Origin of the sequence: Streptomyces sp. NPDC048637 (assembly GCF_040650675.1) — a bacterium.
Taxonomy (GTDB): domain Bacteria; phylum Actinomycetota; class Actinomycetes; order Streptomycetales; family Streptomycetaceae; genus Streptomyces.
Genome location: NZ_JBEZHQ010000032.1, coordinates 58,760 through 75,891, shown reverse-complemented (window position 1 = coordinate 75,891; position 17,132 = coordinate 58,760). Strand labels below are relative to the sequence as shown.

Here is a 17,132-nt window from a genome sequence, read left to right as displayed (position 1 = left end):
TTGAGAGCCACCAGGGGCGGCCACCGCCTCGCTTTCGTCGGCGCCGTCGGTCCACTCACCCCGGTGTGGGGCAGCCGGCCGCCCGGATCCGGTGGTCCACGTTTTTGCAGTTCAGGGCGGATATGTTGGTGGATCGCAGGGCTGCGGCGGGGGGCTTTGCGGGGAGGGCCGGGGCGCAGGGCGAGCTGTTTGCGGTGCTGTCGATCTTCGACGGGTGTTCCTCCGGGCCGCCGGTTCCCTGATCTGGGCCGAAGACAGGCAGTATGGGGGCGTGACCCTCATCGATCATCTGCCGAACGACGCCGACCCCGATGCCCTCTTCGAAGCCTTTTCGGGCTGGGCCGAGCAGCAGGGCATCTCGCTCTACCCTGCCCAGGAGGAGGCGCTGATCGAGGTGGTCTCCGGAGCGAACGTCATCCTGTCCACCCCCACCGGCTCCGGTAAGAGCCTGGTGGCGGCCGGCGCGCACTTCACCGCTCTCGCCAATGATCAGGTCACCTTCTACACCGCGCCCATCAAGGCGCTGGTCTCGGAGAAGTTCTTCGATCTGTGCAAGATGTTCGGCACCGAGAACGTCGGGATGCTCACCGGTGACGCATCGGTCAACGCCGACGCACCGGTCATCTGCTGCACCGCCGAGGTGCTCGCCTCGATAGCTCTGCGGGACGGCAAGGACGCCGACATCGGCCAGGTCGTGATGGACGAGTTCCACTTCTATGCCGAGCCGGACCGCGGCTGGGCCTGGCAGATTCCACTGCTCGAACTGCCGCAGGCGCAGTTCATTCTGATGTCGGCGACGCTCGGCGACATGTCGCGCTTCGAGGGGGATCTGACCCGGCGCACGGGGAAGCCGACGTCGGTCGTGCGCTCGGCCACCCGGCCGGTGCCGCTGTCGTACGAGTACCGCACGACGGCGCTCACGGAGACGCTCACCGAGTTGCTGGAGACCCGCCAGTCTCCCGTCTACATCGTGCACTTCACTCAGGCCGCCGCCGTGGAGCGGGCGCAGGCCCTGATGAGCATCAATATGTGTACGCGTGCCGAGAAGGATGAGATCGCTCAGCTCATCGGGAACTTCCGGTTCACCACGAAGTTCGGCCGCAACCTGTCGCGGTATGTCCGCCATGGCATCGGCGTGCACCACGCCGGCATGCTGCCGAAGTACCGCCGGCTCGTCGAGAAGCTGGCGCAGGCGGGTCTGCTGAAGGTCATCTGTGGTACGGACACGCTCGGCGTGGGTGTCAATGTCCCTATCCGTACGGTGTTGTTCACCGCGCTGACCAAGTACGACGGCACGCGGGTGCGGACGCTGCGGGCGCGGGAGTTCCATCAGATCGCCGGACGCGCCGGCCGGGCGGGTTTCGACACCGCGGGCTTTGTGGTCGCGCAGGCTCCCGAGCATGTCGTGGAGAACGAGAAGGCGCTGGCCAAGGCGGGCGACGACCCCAAGAAGCGCCGGAAGGTGGTGCGCAAGAAGGCGCCGGAGGGCTTCGTCAACTGGGGTGAGAACACCTTCGAGAAGTTGATCGCGTCCGATCCCGAGCCGCTGAACTCCCGTTTCCGGGTGACGCACGCGATGCTGCTGTCCGTGATCGCCCGGCCGGGCAATGCCTTCGAGGCGATGCGCAAGCTCCTCGAGGACAACCATGAGCCGCGCAAGAACCAGATCAGGCACATCCGCCGGGCCATCGCGATCTACCGCTCGCTGGTGGACGGCGGGATCGTGGAGCGGCTGGCGGAGCCGGACGCGGAGGGCCGGATCGTCCGGCTGACCGTGGACCTTCAGCAGGACTTCGCACTCAACCAGCCGCTGTCGACGTTCGCCCTGGCCGCGTTCGACCTGCTCGACCCCGAGTCGCCGTCCTACGCGCTGGACATGGTCTCGGTGGTGGAGTCCACGCTGGACGATCCGCGGCAGATCCTGGCCGCGCAGCAGAACAAGGCCCGGGGCGAGGCGGTCGCCCAGATGAAGGCCGACGGCGTCGAGTACGAAGAGCGCATGGAACGGCTCATGGACGTCGAGTACCCCAAGCCGCTGGAAGAGCTGCTCTTCCACGCCTACGGCCTCTACCGCAAGAGCCACCCGTGGGTCGGCGACCACCCGCTGTCGCCGAAGTCGGTCATCCGCGATATGTACGAACGCGCCATGACCTTCACGGAGTTCACGTCCTTCTACGAGCTGGCGCGCACCGAGGGGATCGTGCTGCGCTACTTGGCGAGTGCGTTCAAGGCGCTGGACCACACCGTGCCGGACGATCTGAAGTCCGAGGACTTCCAGGACATCATCGCCTGGCTGGGCGAGATGGTGCGGCAGGTCGACTCCAGCCTGCTGGACGAGTGGGAACAGCTCGCCAATCCGGAGGTGGAGACTGTGGAGCAGGCCGCGGAGCGGGCGGATCAGGTCCGGCCGGTCACGTCCAACGCGCGGGCGTTCCGTGTGCTGGTGCGCAATGCGATGTTCCGGCGGGTGGAGCTGGCGGCGCTGGACAAGGTCGAGGAGCTCGGCGAGATGGATGCCGATTCCGGCTGGGACGTGGACGCCTGGGGCGAGGCGATGGACTCCTACTGGGACGAATACGACGAGCTGGGCACGGGTCCGGATGCGCGTGGTCCGAAGCTGCTGCAGATTCAGGAGGATGCCGAGCACGGACTGTGGAAGGTCCGGCAGACTTTCGCCGACCCGAACGGTGATCACGACTGGGGCATCTCCGCGGAGGTGGATCTGGCCGCCTCCGACGAGGAGGGGCGCGCGGTCGTGCGGGTCACGGACGTGGGTCAGTTGTGAGGCGGCGGCTTCGGCCGAAGCCGCCGAGGCATATGACGGAGGGCCACCGGTCATGACCAATCCTGCCGAGAAGCTAGTCGATCTGCTGGATCTCGAGCAGATCGAGGTGAACATCTTCCGGGGCCGCAGTCCCCAGGAATCGCTGCAGCGGGTCTTCGGCGGGCAGGTCGCGGGCCAGGCGTTGGTGGCGGCCGGGCGGACCACGGAAGGGGACCGCCCGGTCCATTCGCTCCATGCGTACTTTCTGCGGCCCGGCCGGCCGGGGGTGCCGATCGTGTACCAGGTCGAGCGGGTCCGCGACGGGCGGTCCTTCACCACGCGCCGGGTCGTCGCCGTCCAGCAGGGACGCACGATCTTCAATCTGACCGCCTCCTTTCACAAGCCGGAACCCGGCTTCGATCATCAGTTGCCGATGCGCCGGGCGGTGCCCGACCCGGAGGATCTGCCGACGGTTGCGGACGAGGTCCGCGAGCACCTGCGCGATCTGCCCGAGGGGCTGGAGCGAATGGCGCGCAGGATGCCGTTCGAGATCCGGTATGTCGACCGGCTGCGCTGGACCCCGGACGAGATCGAGGGTGGGGAGCCGCGCAGCGCGGTGTGGATGCGCGCGGTCGGTCCGCTCGGGGACGATCCGCTCGTCCACACCTGCGCGCTGACCTACGCCAGCGATATGACGCTGCTGGACGCCGTCCGCATCCCCATCGAACCGCTTTGGGGACCACGCGGGTTCGACATGGCCTCGCTCGACCACGCGATGTGGTTTCACCGTCCGTTCCGCGCGGACGAGTGGTTCCTCTATGACCAGGAGTCGCCGATCGCCACGGGCGGCCGCGGGCTGGCCCGCGGGCGGATCTACGACCGGGAGGGCAGGCTGCTGGTGTCGGTCGTCCAGGAGGGACTCTTTCGTCCTCTGTAGGAACGTGGACGTGCAAGACCATCCCAGAAGGATTCTTCAGGGCACCGTGGGAAGTGTCCGACCACCCCAGGAGGGGCTGTTCAGGAAGCTCGGCGGCTGACCGGGGCGGGTGGCGGAGGTCGCCGCGGTGGATGTCCGCAGCCGTCCCGGGTCTTCCCTGCGGGCCGTTTCGAGTTCGCGGGAGAGGTTGACGCGGTACCACATCACCTCGTCGAACTCGTCCGCCGTCAGCACGCGTTCGAAGGATTCCCGGGCGGCCGGGGTCACCGTGATCACGGATGCCAGAGCAGGCCTGAGCCGGCGCAGCAGGGACCGCTCCCGCGGGTCCTCGGCCACCGAGGCCAGTTCCTCCGGGGGCAGCACGGCGGCGATCACCGCTGCCGCTTCCCAGGGGTCGTCGGTCTGTCCCATGAGCTGGGCGACCCGTCGGCTGCGCCACTGGCGGGCCCGCCAGTCCTGTCCGCTGTCGAGCATCACCCGCATCGCTGCGGGGGTGTGGCCCCGCATCAGGTCGGGTTCGCGGTCGGCGAAGTCGGTGACCTCGGCCGCGAGATAGAGCCAAACCACCGCGCCGAAGCGGTTCACATAGAACCTGACGGGGCCCAAGCAGCCGGCCCGGGTCAGGCGCACGGCCCGGCCGGGGCCGACGCCCATCAGCTCGGCTGCCTCGGTCGTGCTGACCGTGCGGATCCGTTCGCGGAGCGCGTCGGGGAAGCCCGGCTCGGCCTGCAGGCGGGTGATCTCCTCCGCCGGGACCCGGCGTCGGCCGAGCGATCCGGCGGCTCCCGGGCGGGCGCCGGTCCCGGCCGGGACCGTCCGCACCTTTCCGAGCTGGGCGGCGAGCTCGAACTCGCCGGTCCTCAGCTCCAGTTCACGGGCCGCTCGCCCCATCGTGAGCGTCTGCGGCCCGTCGCACATCACTGTCATGTCGGTTCCCCCGCAACTCGGTCGATCACTGACAGTGACGACTGTAGCCGCAGGCGATGACAGTGGGTCAACCCCCGCCTCAGACCTGTGGATAACTTTCCGGCTGGCGGACCGCGACGCCCAGATGCTCGCCGACACGGTTGACCAGCAGCGTCATTTCGTAGGCGATCTGGCCCAGGTCGGCGTCGGCGCCGGCCAGCACGCACAGGCAGCTGCCGTCCCCCGCCGCCGTCACGAACAACACCCCGTCGTCGAACTCGACCATGGTCTGGCGCACCCGCCCGATACCGAAGTGGAGCGCCGAACCTTTGGCGAGGCTGTGCAGTCCCGAGGCGACCGCCGCGAGATGCTCGGCGTCCTCCCGCGGCAGTCTTTCGCTCGCCCCGGTCACCAGGCCATCGTTGGAGAGCACCAGCGCGTGCCGTACCTTCTCCACCCGTTTGGTCAGGTCGTCCAGCAGCCAGTCGAGTCCGCTGCTCAATGCCATTGCTGCTTCCTCCCCGTGTCTTAGCCCGCACTCTTTGCCGGACCGCAGCCCGTGGTCCGTTCGAAGGCTGTCGTGCCAGCCTGTCCCACCTCCGCCGTCTCGGCAAGCGGCCCCGCGGTCCGGCGTGCCACGCGGTTCCGGTTCGCGCCGCATGGCCGAGGATGTCGGCATGGCACACAAGATGACGAAGGACGAGTGGCAGAGGTTCCTTTCCGAGGGCACCCGTACCGGCAAGCTGGCGACCGTCCGGGACGACGGCGGCCCGCACGTCGCACCGGTGTGGTTCCTCATGGACGGTGATGAGCTGGTGTTCAACACCGGGGAGGAGACGGTCAAGGGCCGTAACCTCGCCCGCGACGGCAGGGTGGCACTGTGCGTCGATGACGACCGTCCACCGTTTTCCTTCGTGGTGGTACAGGGGTCGGCGGAGATCAGCAACGATCTGGCGGACGTCCGTCACTGGGCGACCAAGATCGCGGCCCGCTACATGGGCGAGGAGCAGGCGGAGGAGTTCGGCGCCCGCAACGGCGTTCCGGGCGAGGTGGTGGTCCGGGTCAAGATCGACAAGGCCATCGCCCTGGCGGACGTGGCGAGCTGAGGCACACGTGGCGCGGGCCGTCCGGCGCCGCGCCACGTGCCGCCGCCGGTCATCCCACCGAATCCAGCACTCTGTCGGAGTGCCGCCGCCCCGCGTGCTCGACCAGCCGCACCAGCACTTCCTTGCCGGAGTCGCGGTCCCTGGCGTCACACAGCACAACGGGAGTGCTACGGTCCAGGTCCAGCGCGCGGGCCACCTCATCGGCGCCGTAGGAGCGGGACTCCGCAAAGCAGTTGACGGCCACCAGGAACGGGATCGCGCGGCGCTCGAAGTAGTCGACCGCCGGGAAGCAGTCCTGCAGGCGCCGGGTGTCGGCCAGTACGACGGCGCCCAGCGCGCCCTCCGACAGGTCGTCCCACAGGAACCAGAAGCGGTCCTGCCCCGGGGTGCCGAAGAGGTAGAGGGACAGGCCCTGCCGGATGGTGATACGGCCGAAGTCCATCGCCACGGTGGTGCTGCCCTTGCGGTCCACTCCCCCGGTGTCGTCGACCGTCTCGCCCGCCTCGCTGAGCCGTTCCTCCGTACGCAGCGGGTGGATCTCGCTCACCGAGCCCACCAGGGTTGTCTTGCCCACGCCGAAGCCACCCGCGACTAAGATCTTCAGGGTCAACTCGGCGTCGAGGCCCGGGGCTGCGCCCTCCGGGGCCCCTTGTGCGGCGTTCATCGGCCGTCTCCTCCAGGATGCAGGGTCCTGCGCGTAACGGGGTATGCGGATCCATGGCTCGACGGGGGGAGCCTTCGGCGGCAGAGGGCCGTCCGAATCCATGGCGAGGACCGTACCGCCCGCTGACCGGGATTTTCTCGAAATTGCCAAAGCCGTCACGTCTTTCGATCAAGAAGCTCATCAACCTCCGGATTCGTGATAGTTGGACCGTGGCGAGGCCTCCTCCGCCCGGAGTCCGGTCCGTGCTGGGCGGTCGTTCGCCCGCTGACCGGCCGGGCTTGTGCGGGATCATGAGCTCATGGCGCAGCAGCAATCACCGGGGCGGCACGGATCACCGCCCGCGGCGACCGCCCCGGCCGGTGCCGTCGAGCGCAACGGATGGCCCTGACCGTCGAGGGCGCCCTGTAGGCCCGCACCGCCTCCCCCGCCGACCGTCCCACTCCCGGAGGATCCCGATGACCGACCACCACGCCGACCGTCCGCACGAGGTCCGTGCGTTCTTCGCGTCACGCGCCGCCACCTGGGACACGAAGTTCCCCGACGACGGCCCCGCCTATGCGGCGGGCGTCGCCGAACTGGGCCTCCAGGCAGGCGAAAGAGTCCTGGACGCCGGCTGCGGTACGGGGCGCGCGCTGCCCGCGCTGCGGGCGGCCGTGGGACCGCGCGGAACGGTGCTGGGCGCCGATCTCACGCCCGAGATGCTGCAGGCCGCCGTACAGGCCGGGCGTGACCGTGACGCGGCGCTGCTGCTCGCGGACGTGGCCCGGCTGCCGCTGCCCGATGCCGCACTGGACGCCGTCTTCGCCGCGGGGCTCCTCTCCCATCTGCCGGACTCGGCGGGCGGCCTCACCGAACTCGCCAGAACCGTCCGCCCCGGAGGCCGGCTGGCCCTCTTCCACCCCATCGGACGGGCCGCCCTCGCCGCGCGCAAGGGCCGCCCGATCACACCCGACGATCTGCGGGCGGAGCCGAATCTGCGGCCCCTTCTCGCCGGCTGTGGCTGGGACCTCGTCCGGTACGAGGACGAGGACTCCCGCTACCTGGCGCTGGCGGTCCGCCGGGGATGACGCCGCGCGGACGGCACCGGTGCCTCAGGAGGCCGCCGGGCCCTCCCCGTGCGGAACCGGGCAGCTGCCGGTGCGGCGGGAGGCGGGGAAGGTACCGAGCTCGGCCACCCGGAAGCCGTTCGGGTAGCCCTTGATCTCGGGGTTCTGGCGGGCGTAGTGCGGGGTGCGGCGGGGCGGCAGCAGCCGTACGGCCTTGGCGCGCAGCTTCAGAGCGGTGCGTACCGCCTTCTGGACCGCCGGCTTGGGGCGCTCGTACCGGAAGGCGTCCAGCAGCGAGTCGTCCAGGAGAGCCATGCTGGCACCGCGCACCACCGGGGCGAGCGGGCCGTACCACCCTGCCATCAGGTCCAGGGTCGCGTCCGAGACCCTTCGCCCGCCCTCGTCCCAGGCGAAATGCGCCTCCTCGTAGGCATCGAGGCACCGCTCGAAGTCCTCGTAGGTCTGCGGGAGTTCGGTGATGCCCATATGGCGGCCGAGGGTGCGGTAGTAGGTGGCGACGGCATGCTGCTCATGTGCGGTCAGCCGCCGCCAGCCGTACTCGTCCAGCCAGTGCTTGGGCACCACCACGAAGGTGCACAGGACATAGCGCATTTCCTCATTGCTGATGTCGTAGCTGCGGTGCATCTGGTTGATGCGGCGGATCGCCGTCCGGCCGTCGTCGCTGTCGAAGCCGTGCTCGACGACGGCATCCAGGAGAAGGGCGGTGTCGTCATAGCGCTTTTGTGTACGGTCCGTCAGCTCCGCCGTCTCGGCGAGCAGCCGGCCGATGCTCGGCACGGCATAGGTGCGGTAGAGCGCCAGCTCCAGGGCCCGGGTGAGGTCCCAGGGAAATTCATGGGTCGCGATGATGCGGTAGATCCGCAGGTAGTCGCGCTCCGGGTCGAGCCGCCGGATCTCCCTCAACCAGTCGTAGCGCCGCACCTGACAACCGTCCCTTCGCTTGCCGAACCGCCAATTTTACGGGCGGGGGCGGCACTTGAAGGGTGCTACGGGGCATCAGATCGCGCCGCGCGGTGGCCGGAATCAGGCGCGCCGGGCGCTCTCCCGTGAGCGCTTCGGCACACCGGCCGGCCGCCGACCGCTACGGGTGCCGCGCCCGGGGTACGCGCGTCGGCACCATAGCGGTCGGTGAGCGTGGGATCCACTACGGCCAGTGCCGTCCGCACCGGCATGCCGGTGCGGCCCGCGAGCGCCAGCCGCTCCTGGACCTCGCGTGGAGTGCGCGGACGGTAGCCCGGCCCCGTACCGCAGCACCCGCCATGGAAGGTCAGCCCGGCGCGCAACACGGCCTCCAGCGCACGCCAGCCGGCCACATCGCGCCGCTTGGGCACCGCCAGGTCCGCGCCCGCGTTGATCAGCTCACCACGGCACTGCGGGCAGCGGCCGGGCTCCTGCGAGGTCGGCGTCTTCTTCCACGCGGCCCGGCAGGCCAGGCACACGAAGTGCATCCGGCGGCTGTAAAAACACATCTGCGCAGCGTACGGCTGGTGACAAGCCCGTACCAAGCCAATTAGGGTGCGCCGACATACTTCGCAATGGACCGGATGGGGAGGCCCGCGTGCCCACGACCGAGAGCGCCGACAACGACCAGTTGTTCGTGCTGACGGCGGTGCTGCTGACGCCCGCGCAGTTCCCGAGCGTGCTCGGCGACGACTACCCCGAGGTGTGCGCGGGCCTTGGCCTCGAACCGTACGCGGAAGGCTACGGGCTGGTCCTCGGTCAGGACGGTGACGGTGCGCGCTGGACCGTGGTGACGGAGGATGTGTCACTGGTCGCCTGCGCGATCGCGGCCTGGGACTGCGGCATGGAGTACGATCTCTCGCCCGGCGAGAACAGCATCGTCGGGGCGCTTCCCGGCTGGCCGCTCGCGCTCGCCGTAGCGGCACCCGGTGTGCCGCAGCCGCACGACCCTGAGCCGCAGGAAGGCGACCCGACACCGCTCACCCCTCCGGACGCCGAGGAGTGGGGGCCGGCGCAACGGCGGCTCGGTGCGGACGAGATCGCCATGCAATGGGCGGCGTGGCGGGAGCAGGTGGAGGGCGAGATCAGCTTTGCCGAGCCGGGCGATGAGGCGCACAAGGGTGTGCGGCGGGTGCTGGAGGAGGCACGCGGCTATGTGAACGATCCGCCGCCGCCCGGGCGGGTGCGGTCGTCGTTCGCGGCCGGCGAGGCCCGCACGCTGCGGGTTGACGGGCCGGGTTGGAGCATGGTCGCCCGGACCGATGACATTGCGTTCGTGCTGCTGGACGAGGAACCGGGCGAGGTGCATCCGGTGGGCCGGGGCCCCGAACTGCCCGGCCTGCTGTCGTCACTCGACGAACTGGCGGCGCGGCCGGTCTGAGGCGTTGGTTCGTGGGGGGCGTGGCGCAGTGGGGGCGGGGGCTTGTGGGGCTCGTGCGTTGGCGGACGTCTCCTTGCCTCCGCTGTTCGGCGCCTCCTGGCAGACGCTTCACAAGCTGGTCGGCAGCGCGAGTGTAGGCGAAGCCGCACCGGGTGCTAACAGTCAGCCGAGCTTTTTGCTCTGCTCCTCGATGGGCAACGCCGCAGAGGGGGCGAGTTCACTGACGGAGCTTGCACCCTGATAGAACATTGCCAGGCGGTTTCCCTTGCGGGTCGCAGTCATGCGCAAGTACTCCTCGCCTTCCTGGACTTTTCCCGTTTCACTGCTCTGGCGAAGGGTGAATTCAACTCGTTCGCCAGCCAAGTTGTTGTCGCCAGCGGCTATTACTCGTGTTTCCACGGAGTCATTAACCAAGTCCGGAGATAGATCAACAGTGAATGATGGACAATCTCGGATAGCGGCGATGGAATGATCGATGGTGTCTTTAGCGTCGCGCTCGTTGCTGTACTCCCGCAAGAGCAATTTGACTTGCCACCCCTTGCCGGTTGAAGTGAGTGACGACATCGGTCCCAGCAGCACAGGTTCCGCTCCCTTTGGTTCGCCGTCGGTAAGATCCACCACGGGCTGGCACGCTGGGTCATCGGCGACCGCACCGACTGTGTTGGCAACGACCGGTCCATCCGCGTTCGTGACGGGGCTTACTATCCAACCGAAGGGGCTCGCGGACAAGTCCGGCGTCGTTACCGCTAACTGCCCCAGCGGCTGACCGCTGCCGGAGTCCACCCCCTGGTCGCCTTCAGGTCCACCAGACACGGCGGGGTCCACGCCTTGGCTGCTTTCAGGTCCACCAGATGTCGAGCCCTGACTGTTCTTGTCGGGCGAGGAGTCTTCGAGCATTCGCACACCGCCATAGGCTCCCAGCGCGAGTAGTGCGACCATCACGAGGCCAGCCCCTACCAGTGCGGCACGCACTTTGGGCGTGTCCGACATGGTGACTGGACCGATCGTGATATTGCCTTTCATTCTTCCGGAAATCGATACATTACTGAGGTTTCCGTGCACGGTGTTTCCTGTGCCCTGCGCGGTCGCACGGACCGTGATCGAAGCATGCTCCAGGCGCTCAGCGAAGGCCGGGTCTGCCGTGATGGCCTCGCCCACCAACTCGCTTACCTCATCAGCTGCTTGTGGATCTTGCGGGCTCCGCTCGAAGCGTTCCAAGGCTCCAACGCCGGTCGGCGACTCCCCGAGTCGCTCCCGAATCAAGTTTGCCACGCCATCCCCGAGACCTGTTCCGGTCCCAGTGGCAGCGGCCGTCAGAAACTGCATAGCAACCGCCGACAGATTTTCCGCTTCCACCATGCCTCAACTCCCACGCCCATTAGGAAAGTTAGATCGTGGCAGGAAAACTCGGGACCCGACAGGGCTTCACAGGACAGTGTTCCTCCCCTTCAGTCGGCCTGAACGGTCGCTGCGTGTGAGTCTGCCCGTCGAGGTACCCGTTGTCCCGCTTTCGGGTCGAGTTCTATGACTACCTGCACTCTCGTGCGGATGCGCTCTTCGAGCTCACCGACGCGATGTTCCGCACGAGTGGACCGGTGAAGGCCCTGGTCGATCAGACGCGAGCATGGTGCGCTGTATGCCGCGTTGGCGTGAAGACGGCAACTTAGGCATCAGGAAAAGGAATGCACGGGGGATCTACCTTTCAGGCCGGCGACGGCGCGCGTGGCGCACCGGCAACGGTCCGTCCACGGCACTCGATCGAGTGGTACAGCGCCCGACCAGGAGCGCTGACGTACATGTCCGCTACGTTCAATCCCAGGTCACTGGCCACAGAGCGTCTCCCTCGGCCGGAAATCGTCGGGGTTGGGGTTTTGCGGGTTTCGTGCGTTCCGCTCGGGTCGGTGGGGGTTGGGGTGTTGCGGGTTGGGTGGTTGCCGCGGGGGTTGGAGGGGACGCACCGGTACCCTCCCCCAGCCTTCGGCCGGGAGGTGCCCCCACGGCGCGGGCGACGCGGCTACGTGCAATTGAGCACCCCGGCGTTCGCTCCAGTCCTGCGGGCGGGCACCGGCACCTCCCCTCCAACCGTCCAGCGTTGCCGACTGCCGCCCGGTGACACCGCCCGTCACCGCCCAGACGTGGCCGCGCCCAAAGATCGGGTGGCCCGGCCAGGTCCCTGCCAAGAGGTGCCGCACGGGGGTCATGACGGTGATCGGTACGGCGGGACAGTCGCCCACGAACGGAGGTCGGAGGGGATACCCGGTGAGCCGCCCGCAGGACCCGGAGCGAACAACGGGGCGAGGAACCTCTGGGACCCGCGTCGCCCGCGCCGAGGACGGGTTACCGGACGTCCCCTCCGACCCGCCACCCACCGCCCGTAGGCGCACCGGCCCCAGCCCACGGCAAACCCGCACCGCGACACCGCCCAAGCAGGCAGGCCGCGACCCCACCCACGGATAGGGCCGGGCCCGCGACGGGTCCGCGTCGGCTCGTGGGGCGCGTTCGCTCAGCGGCCGATCTGTTTGCCGCTGACGCGGCGCAGGCGGCGTCGTTGGGAGGAGTCGAGTGTCAGATACGCGACGGCCGGGACTCCGACCATGACCAAGAGGGCCGCCCAGAACGGCAGCAGCCACAGCAGGATCACTCCCACCGCGACGCCGCCAACCGCGACCTTCGCCTGTGTGGACATCCTTCACGCCCCTTCCGCGGCGCATGCCGCGCTCTGTGTACTCCATTGAACGCCGTTTCCGCGCCGCAGGTTCCTTCCGGGGGCGCGCCGTCCTGTACTCTCGGGCGCTCCAGCGCCAGTAGTCAAACTTGAGGAGTTCGGGACCCAGTGACATCCCTCCCCGCGGTCACCCCCGCACAGCTCTCCGCGCTCGCGCAGTGCGCAGCGGTTTTCCTGCCGGCGGATCCGCCACGGGCCGGGCAGATCGCCTTCTGGCGGCCTGATGGTGACCCCGTGGGGGACGCGTCGCTGGGCGTTGCCCTGCCGGATGACGACGGCGGGATCTCCTTGTGCGAGGTTCCGGCCCTGGTGCTGACGGTGGCCGACGCGGTGCCGGTGCTCACCCGTGCGCGGGCCGGCCGGGGCGCCCATCCGGCTGCCGCCTTCTGGGGGGCCGCGTCCGTACTGGCGCTGCAGCTCGCCGCCCGTGGCCGGATGCTGCCCGGGGTCAGTCCGGCCGGATACGACGCCTGGCGGCTCGGGCCGCTCGACCCGGAGGACCTCGCGCGGCTGCGCGATCTCGCCGCCGCGATGCCGCCGTACGCACACGCCACCCCGCTCCCGGACACCGATCCGTTGGAGCTGCCGGATCCCGAACGGCACGTCCGGGCCTTCCTCGACGCGGTGGCGGACGGGCTGCCGCGCTCCCCCGGCGCCGCGCTGGCCACCGGAGCGCCGGCCTTCGCGGTGACCGCCCCGCAGCACATCCCCGAACAGCGCGCCTGGGCCGCGGATGTCGCCGCGGGGCATGACGCGGGCGTACGGATCTCGCTGCGGGTGGAGGTGCACGGCGCGCAGGCGGCGGAGCTGAGTGGCCGGGACGGGCCGATGGGCCCCGGTGGGCAGGACGGGGAGCAGGGCGCCGAGGCGGGTGCGTCCGGAAGCCGGCTGGGCGGCGATGCGGCCGGTGAGGCCAGTGAGGCCAGTCAGACCGGTGAGGCCAGTCAGGTCGGTGAGGTCGGTGAAACCAGTCAGGCCGGTGAGGTCGGTGAGGTCGGTGAGGTCGACGCGATGCCCGGCCGCTCTCCCTTCGCGTTCAAGGCCGTTCTGCAGTTGCACAGCCTCACCGATCCGACGCTGGTCGCGGATGCCGCCGAGGTGTGGGCGGGGGCTTCGACGGCGGGGCAGGCGTTCGGGCCGCGGGCGCGGATGGACACGCTGCTGACGTTGCGCCGGGGGGCGGATGCCTGGGCGCCGCTCACCCCGTTGTTGTCGGCAGCGGTGCCCGATGCGCTGGATCTCGCCGACGAGGAGATCGCGGAGCTGCTCGGGCCGGCCGCCGGTGCGCTGGCCGCCGCGGGGGTGCAGGTGCACTGGCCGAAGGAGCTGACGCGCACGCTGACGGCGCGGGCGGTGGTGGGGCCGCCGGACGCCGGCGAAGGTGACAGGGAGGGTAACGGTGACGGGTCTGGGGGGAAGGGGGCGGGGCTGCCCTCACTGTTGTCGGCGGATGCCCTGCTCTCCTTCAGCTGGCGGTTCGCCGTGGGGGACCAGGAGGTCGACAGGGCGGAGCTGGACCGGCTGGCCGAGGCGGGGCGGCCGCTGGTGCGGCTGCACGGTCAGTGGGTGCTGATCGATCCGGCGGCGGTACGGGCCGCCCGGAACCGGCAGGAACGAAGGATCACGCCGCTCGATGCGCTCGGCGCCGCGCTCACCGGCAGCGCCGAGGACGGTAACGGCGGCCGGGTAGAGGTGGCGGCCTCCGGCTGGCTGGCCCGGCTGCGCGACCGGCTCGCCGACCCGGAGGGCGGCGACACCACGCCGGTCCGGCAGCCGGCGGCGCTCACCGCGACGCTGCGCGACTACCAGTTGCGCGGACTCGGCTGGCTGCACCGGATGACCTCGCTGGGGCTGGGTGCCTGTCTCGCCGACGACATGGGGCTGGGAAAGACGATCACGCTCATCTCCCTGCATCTGCACCGCCAGGCCGGTCCCGGGCCGGCCGGCCCCACCCTCGTCGTCTGTCCCACCTCTCTGATGGGCAACTGGCAGCGGGAGATCGAGAAGTTCGCGCCGGGCACACCGGTCCGCCGCTTCCACGCGGGGCGGCGCAGTCTGGCGGAGCTGGCGGACGGCGAGTTCGTGCTCACCACGTACGGGACGATGCGGCTCGACGCCGGGAAGCTGGCGGAGGCGGGCTGGGGGCTGGTCGTCGCCGACGAGGCCCAGCACATCAAGAATCCTTTCTCCGCGACCGCCGGGGCGCTGCGGACCCTTCCGGCCAAGGCCCGGGTGGCACTGACGGGTACCCCGGTGGAGAACAATCTGTCGGAGCTGTGGGCGATCCTGGACTGGACGACACCGGTACTGCTGGGGCCACTGGGCAGGTTCCGTACGCGCTATGCGCAGGCCATCGAGGGCGGTGCGGCGGCGTCCCCGGAGGCGGGCGCGGCGGCCGAGCGGCTGGCCCGGCTGGTGCGGCCGTTCCTGTTGCGCCGCCGTAAGTCCGATCCGGGGATCGCGCCGGAGCTGCCGCCCAAGACGGAGACCGACCGTGCGGTGGCGCTGACCAGGGAGCAGGCCGGGCTGTACGAGGCCGTGGTGCGCGAGGGGCTCGACGAGATCGCCGGGACGGACGGGTTCGCCCGCCGCGGGCTGGTGGTCAAGCTGCTCACCTCGCTCAAGCAGATCTGCAACCACCCCGCGCAGTACTTGAAGGAGAGCGGCCCGGCCCAGGACGGCCGCGCGGCGGGAGCGGTACGGATCGCGGGGCGTTCGGGCAAGGTCGAGCTGTTGGACGAGCTGCTGGACACCCTCCTCGCCGAGGGCGCGAGCGTGCTGGTGTTCACGCAGTATGTGCAGATGGCGCGGCTGTTGGAGGGGCATCTGGCGGCGCGCGGGGTGCCCACACAGTTCTTGCACGGCGGGACGCCGGTGGCCCGCCGTGAGGAGATGGTGCGGCGTTTCCAGGACGGGGCGGCGCCGGTGTTCCTGCTGTCGTTGAAGGCGGCGGGTACCGGTCTGAACCTCACCAGGGCGGCGCATGTCGTGCACTTCGACCGCTGGTGGAATCCGGCCGTCGAGGCACAGGCCACCGACCGCGCCTACCGCATCGGGCAGACCCAGCCGGTGCAGGTCCACCGGATCATCACGGAGGGCACGATCGAGGACCGGATCGCCGAAATGCTCTCCCGTAAGCAGCAGTTGGCCGATGCGGTGCTGGGGTCCGGCGAGGCCGCGCTGACCGAACTCACCGACGCCGAGCTGGCGGATCTGGTCGCACTGCGGGGGAGCGAGCGATGAACACGCCTGGAGATGAGGGACCGATGTACCTGGACGAGGGGGCTCCCCCCGCCGCTGAGCGGACGTTCGAGGCATTGCCCGCGGCCCGTGGACGGGCCTTTGCCAGGAGCTGGTGGGGGCAGGCGTGGCTCAAGGCGCTGGAGGACACCGCGCTGGACGGCGCGCAGGTGAAGCTGGGCCGGCAGCACGCACGGGCCGGTGCGGTCGGCGCGGTGTCGGTGCGTCCCGGCCGGATCACCGCGGTGGTGCAGGACCGGGACCATACGCGGCACCGGTCCGATGTCCTGCTGCAGCAGTTGAGCGCGGCGGACTGGGACCGTCTCCTGGACATGGTCGCGGACCGGGCCGGGCATATCGCGGCGCTGCTGGACCGTGACATGCCGCCGGTCCTCGTCGAGGACGCCGCCGCGGCCGGCATCGAACTGCTGCCGGGCATCGGTGACCTGGAGTCGGAGTGCAGCTGTGGGGCGTGGGACCACTGCGCGCATTCGACCGCGCTGTGCTACCAGTTGGCGCGGCTGCTGGACCAGGACCCGTTCGTCCTGCTGCTGATGCGGGGCCGGGGTGAGCGGGAGCTGCTGGACGAGTTGCAGGCGCGCAGTGCGTCGCGGGCGGAGCGGCCGGCGGGCGGGGCCGCGGCGGCGGAGCGGCCCGGCGCGGGGGTGCCGGCGGCCGAGGCGTATGCGGCGCGCGACATTCTGCCGCCGCTGCCCGCGGTGCCGCCGCCGGTCGGCGCACCGGGTGCCCCGCCGGTGCTCGGTGGCGGCACCCCGCCCGCGCCCGGGGTGGACGTGGCCGCGCTGGAGTTCCTGATCGGGGACGCGGCGGCGCGCGCCCAGCGGATGCTGGCGGATGCGCTGTCCACCTGGCATCCGGACAGTCCGCCGCCGCGCGTACTGACGCCCGCCCAGGACGCGGTGCGGCTGGCGGCGGCCGGCCCCGGGACGGCCATATCGGCGCGGCTGGCGGCCGGTTCGGGGCGTGATGCGCGGAGTCTGGCGTCGGCCGTACGGGCCTGGGAGCTGGGCGGTGCGGCGGGGCTCGCGGTCCTGGAGGAGGAGTGGACACCGGAGCCCGAGGCCCTGGCACGGGCCACCGGCCGGCTGGCGGCCGCGTGGGAGGACGACGAGATCCGGCCGCGGCTGCGGGTCACCCGTAACCGCTGGACGGTGGTGGGCGGCGCGGCCCAGTTGCGCTACGGGCGGGACGGCCGCTGGTGGCCGTATCGCCGGGAGGGCGGGCGGTGGGTGCCCGCGGGGCCGGCCACGGACGATCCGGCGGGTGCGCTGGCGGGGTTGTCGGCGGAGGGGTGAGGAGGAACGGGGTGGGGGTGAGGGCGGGGGTGGGGCGGGGCGGCTCCCGCCCGTTCCCGCGCCAGG

General features: G+C 70.2%; 14 protein-coding genes and 1 pseudogene. 8 read left to right on the top strand and 7 right to left on the bottom strand.

Annotated elements, in window-relative coordinates; all coding sequences use genetic code 11:
- Positions 1–271 precede the first annotated feature (271 nt).
- Together AB0C46_RS30710 and AB0C46_RS30705 are read left to right on the top strand one after the other, a co-directional pair.
- Entirely contained in the window at positions 272–2,785 is a 2,514-nt protein-coding gene (locus AB0C46_RS30710; RefSeq protein ID WP_362831807.1) for a DUF3516 domain-containing protein, read from the top strand.
- A gap of 52 nt (positions 2,786–2,837) precedes the next feature.
- A complete protein-coding gene (locus AB0C46_RS30705) occupies positions 2,838–3,701 on the top strand; it encodes an acyl-CoA thioesterase II (protein ID WP_362831806.1) in 864 nt (287 codons plus the stop codon).
- A gap of 36 nt (positions 3,702–3,737) precedes the next feature.
- Here AB0C46_RS30705 and AB0C46_RS30700 read toward each other — a convergent pair whose 3' ends face one another.
- Positions 3,738–4,628, bottom strand: coding sequence for a DUF6397 family protein (locus AB0C46_RS30700; protein WP_362831804.1), 891 nt, complete (start codon positions 4,626–4,628; stop codon positions 3,738–3,740).
- Between the two features lie 79 nt (positions 4,629–4,707).
- Positions 4,708–5,115, bottom strand: coding sequence for a roadblock/LC7 domain-containing protein (locus AB0C46_RS30695; RefSeq protein WP_362831803.1), 408 nt, complete (start codon positions 5,113–5,115; stop codon positions 4,708–4,710).
- A 169-nt stretch (positions 5,116–5,284) separates the two neighbouring features.
- Here AB0C46_RS30695 and AB0C46_RS30690 point away from each other — a divergent pair, with 169 nt between their 5' ends.
- Positions 5,285–5,713: a PPOX class F420-dependent oxidoreductase gene (locus tag AB0C46_RS30690; RefSeq protein WP_362831801.1), complete on the top strand. Its 429-nt coding sequence runs from the start codon at positions 5,285–5,287 to the stop codon at positions 5,711–5,713.
- A gap of 49 nt (positions 5,714–5,762) precedes the next feature.
- On the opposite strand, the gene AB0C46_RS30685 is transcribed toward AB0C46_RS30690, so the two are convergent.
- Positions 5,763–6,377 (bottom strand): ATP/GTP-binding protein, encoded by a 615-nt coding sequence (locus AB0C46_RS30685; RefSeq protein ID WP_362831800.1) that lies wholly within the window; start codon positions 6,375–6,377, stop codon positions 5,763–5,765.
- A gap of 455 nt (positions 6,378–6,832) precedes the next feature.
- Between AB0C46_RS30685 and AB0C46_RS30680 the strand changes: the two genes are divergently transcribed.
- A complete protein-coding gene (locus tag AB0C46_RS30680; RefSeq protein ID WP_362831799.1) occupies positions 6,833–7,444 on the top strand; it encodes a methyltransferase domain-containing protein in 612 nt (203 codons plus the stop codon).
- Between the two features lie 24 nt (positions 7,445–7,468).
- Here the strand turns inward: AB0C46_RS30680 and AB0C46_RS30675 are convergent, their stop codons facing one another.
- Together AB0C46_RS30675 and AB0C46_RS30670 are read right to left on the bottom strand one after the other, a co-directional pair.
- On the bottom strand, positions 7,469–8,365 hold the full coding sequence (locus AB0C46_RS30675) for an oxygenase MpaB family protein (protein WP_362831798.1): 897 nt from the start codon (positions 8,363–8,365) through the stop codon (positions 7,469–7,471).
- Positions 8,366–8,430: 65 nt separating this feature from the next.
- Positions 8,431–8,913 carry a hypothetical protein gene (locus AB0C46_RS30670; protein WP_362831796.1) on the bottom strand — a complete coding sequence of 161 codons (483 nt, stop codon included), beginning with the start codon at positions 8,911–8,913 and terminating at the stop codon, positions 8,431–8,433.
- Between the two features lie 89 nt (positions 8,914–9,002).
- On the opposite strand from AB0C46_RS30670, the gene AB0C46_RS30665 reads away from it, so the two are divergent.
- On the top strand, positions 9,003–9,785 hold the full coding sequence (locus AB0C46_RS30665) for a hypothetical protein (RefSeq protein WP_362831794.1): 783 nt from the start codon (positions 9,003–9,005) through the stop codon (positions 9,783–9,785).
- A gap of 162 nt (positions 9,786–9,947) precedes the next feature.
- On the opposite strand, the gene AB0C46_RS30660 is transcribed toward AB0C46_RS30665, so the two are convergent.
- Positions 9,948–11,144 carry a hypothetical protein gene (locus tag AB0C46_RS30660; protein ID WP_362831793.1) on the bottom strand — a complete coding sequence of 399 codons (1,197 nt, stop codon included), beginning with the start codon at positions 11,142–11,144 and terminating at the stop codon, positions 9,948–9,950.
- Between the two features lie 140 nt (positions 11,145–11,284).
- Between AB0C46_RS30660 and AB0C46_RS30655 the strand changes: the two are divergent.
- A pseudogene (locus tag AB0C46_RS30655) lies at positions 11,285–11,432 on the top strand (transposase); the annotation flags it as partial.
- 856 nt (positions 11,433–12,288) lie between these two features.
- Here the strand turns inward: AB0C46_RS30655 and AB0C46_RS30650 are convergent.
- The gene (locus AB0C46_RS30650) at positions 12,289–12,471 is read right to left on the bottom strand and encodes a hypothetical protein (RefSeq protein WP_362831792.1); all 183 of its coding nucleotides are present in this window, start codon (positions 12,469–12,471) and stop codon (positions 12,289–12,291) included.
- Between the two features lie 147 nt (positions 12,472–12,618).
- Between AB0C46_RS30650 and AB0C46_RS30645 the strand changes: the two genes are divergently transcribed.
- Both AB0C46_RS30645 and AB0C46_RS30640 read left to right on the top strand, forming a co-directional pair.
- Positions 12,619–15,753, top strand: coding sequence for a DEAD/DEAH box helicase (locus AB0C46_RS30645; RefSeq protein WP_362831790.1), 3,135 nt, complete (start codon positions 12,619–12,621; stop codon positions 15,751–15,753).
- Positions 15,750–17,066 carry an SWF or SNF family helicase gene (locus AB0C46_RS30640; protein ID WP_362831788.1) on the top strand — a complete coding sequence of 439 codons (1,317 nt, stop codon included), beginning with the start codon at positions 15,750–15,752 and terminating at the stop codon, positions 17,064–17,066. Before AB0C46_RS30645 ends, AB0C46_RS30640 begins: the two co-directional genes overlap by 4 nt.
- Positions 17,067–17,132 lie beyond the last annotated feature (66 nt).

What these genes read in the sequence shown, in the direction of transcription:
- AB0C46_RS30670 (WP_362831796.1), bottom strand. Translation starts at nt 8,913, where the DNA reads ATGTGTTTTTACAGCCGCCGGATGCACTTCGTGTGCCTGGCCTGCCGG.
- AB0C46_RS30700 (WP_362831804.1), bottom strand. Translation starts at nt 4,628, where the DNA reads ATGACAGTGATGTGCGACGGGCCGCAGACGCTCACGATGGGGCGAGCG.
- AB0C46_RS30650 (WP_362831792.1), bottom strand. Translation starts at nt 12,471, where the DNA reads ATGTCCACACAGGCGAAGGTCGCGGTTGGCGGCGTCGCGGTGGGAGTG.
- AB0C46_RS30640 (WP_362831788.1), top strand. Translation starts at nt 15,750, where the DNA reads ATGAACACGCCTGGAGATGAGGGACCGATGTACCTGGACGAGGGGGCT.
- AB0C46_RS30705 (WP_362831806.1), top strand. Translation starts at nt 2,838, where the DNA reads ATGACCAATCCTGCCGAGAAGCTAGTCGATCTGCTGGATCTCGAGCAG.
- AB0C46_RS30690 (WP_362831801.1), top strand. Translation starts at nt 5,285, where the DNA reads ATGGCACACAAGATGACGAAGGACGAGTGGCAGAGGTTCCTTTCCGAG.
- AB0C46_RS30660 (WP_362831793.1), bottom strand. Translation starts at nt 11,144, where the DNA reads ATGGTGGAAGCGGAAAATCTGTCGGCGGTTGCTATGCAGTTTCTGACG.
- AB0C46_RS30695 (WP_362831803.1), bottom strand. Translation starts at nt 5,115, where the DNA reads ATGGCATTGAGCAGCGGACTCGACTGGCTGCTGGACGACCTGACCAAA.
- AB0C46_RS30680 (WP_362831799.1), top strand. Translation starts at nt 6,833, where the DNA reads ATGACCGACCACCACGCCGACCGTCCGCACGAGGTCCGTGCGTTCTTC.
- AB0C46_RS30685 (WP_362831800.1), bottom strand. Translation starts at nt 6,377, where the DNA reads ATGAACGCCGCACAAGGGGCCCCGGAGGGCGCAGCCCCGGGCCTCGAC.